Source organism: Robertkochia solimangrovi (genome assembly GCF_007279655.1).
Lineage (GTDB): Bacteria > Bacteroidota > Bacteroidia > Flavobacteriales > Flavobacteriaceae > Robertkochia > Robertkochia solimangrovi.
The window spans coordinates 1-1555 of the sequence record NZ_QKWN01000020.1 but is presented as its reverse complement, the minus strand read 5'-3'; the positions used below and the strand labels follow the sequence as shown (position 1 = coordinate 1555).

The window sequence follows — 1555 nt, the reverse complement described above, 5'->3', positions numbered from 1 at the left end:
GCTCCAGTTTCACCCTGAACACCCTGTGGACCTGTTTCTCCCTGAGGACCCTGTGGACCAACTTCGCCTTGGTCACCTTTATCTCCTTTTTCTCCTTGAGCACCAGTGGCACCAGTTTCACCCTGAGGACCTTGGGCTCCGGTTTCTCCCTGAACACCCTGTGGACCAACTTCTCCTTGAGGACCTTGGGCTCCGGTTTCACCCTGAACACCTTGTGGACCTGCTTCGCCTTGAGGACCCTGTGCACCGGTTTCACCCTGAACACCCTGTGGACCTACTTCACCTTGGTCACCTTTATCTCCTTTTTCTCCTTGAGCACCAGTGGCACCAGTTTCTCCCTGAGGACCCTGTGCTCCAGTTTCACCCTGAGGACCTTGGGCTCCGGTTTCTCCCTGAACACCCTGTGGACCTGCTTCACCTTGAGGACCTTGAGCTCCAGTTTCACCCTGAACACCCTGTGGACCTGTTTCTCCCTGAGGACCCTGTGGACCAACTTCTCCTTGGTCACCTTTATCTCCTTTTTCTCCTTGAGCACCAGTGGCACCAGTTTCTCCCTGAGGACCTTGGGCTCCGGTTTCTCCCTGAACACCCTGTGGACCAACTTCTCCTTGAGCACCAGTGGCACCAGTTTCTCCCTGAGGACCTGCTTCGCCTTGAGGACCTTGGGCTCCGGTTTCTCCCTGAATACCCTGTGGACCAACTTCTCCTTGGTCACCTTTATCTCCTTTTTCTCCTTGAATTCCTTGTGGACCTGCTTCTCCTTGAGGCCCCTGCGCTCCGGTTTCACCCTGAACACCCTGTGGACCTGTTTCTCCCTGAGGACCTTGGGCTCCGGCTTCTCCCTGAACACCCTGTGGACCTACTTCACCTTGAGGACCTTGTGCCCCGGTTTCTCCCTGAACACCCTGCGGACCAACTTCGCCTTGCGGACCTTGTGCTCCAGTTTCACCCTGAACACCTTGCGGACCTGCTTCTCCTTGAGGACCCTGTGCACCGGTTTCACCCTGAATACCCTGTGGACCAACTTCGCCTTGGTCTCCTTTATCTCCTTTTTCTCCTTGAATTCCTTGCTCTCCTTGAATACCTTGTGCTCCAGTTTCACCCTGAACACCTTGCGGACCTACTTCGCCTTGAGGACCTTGGGCTCCGGTTTCACCCTGAACACCCTGTGGACCTGCTTCACCTTGAGGACCTTGTGCTCCGGTTTCACCCTGAACACCTTGTGGACCTGCTTCACCTTGGTCTCCTTTATCTCCTTTTTCTCCTTGAATTCCTTGTGGACCCTGCGCTCCGGTTGCACCAGTCGGACCTTGATCTCCCTGGTCACCTTTTTCTCCTTGAATTCCTTGTGGTCCTTGAGCTCCAGTTTCACCCTGAACACCCTGTGGACCTACTTCACCTTGGTCACCTCTATCTCCTTTTTCTCCTTGAACACCAGTGGCACCAGTTTCTCCCTGAGGACCTTGGGCTCCGGTTTCTCCCTGAACACCCTGTGGACCTACTTCTCCTTGAGGACCTTGTGCTCCAGTTTCACCTTGAACACCCTGTGGACCTG

The 1555-nt window shown here is 55.0% G+C and carries 1 protein-coding gene; it reads right to left on the bottom strand.

The genetic code is table 11. The annotated features are described in order from the left end of the window. Positions 1–1555: collagen-like domain-containing protein (locus DMZ48_RS18445; RefSeq protein ID WP_199288028.1), on the bottom strand; the 1555-nt coding region annotated here is incomplete at both ends.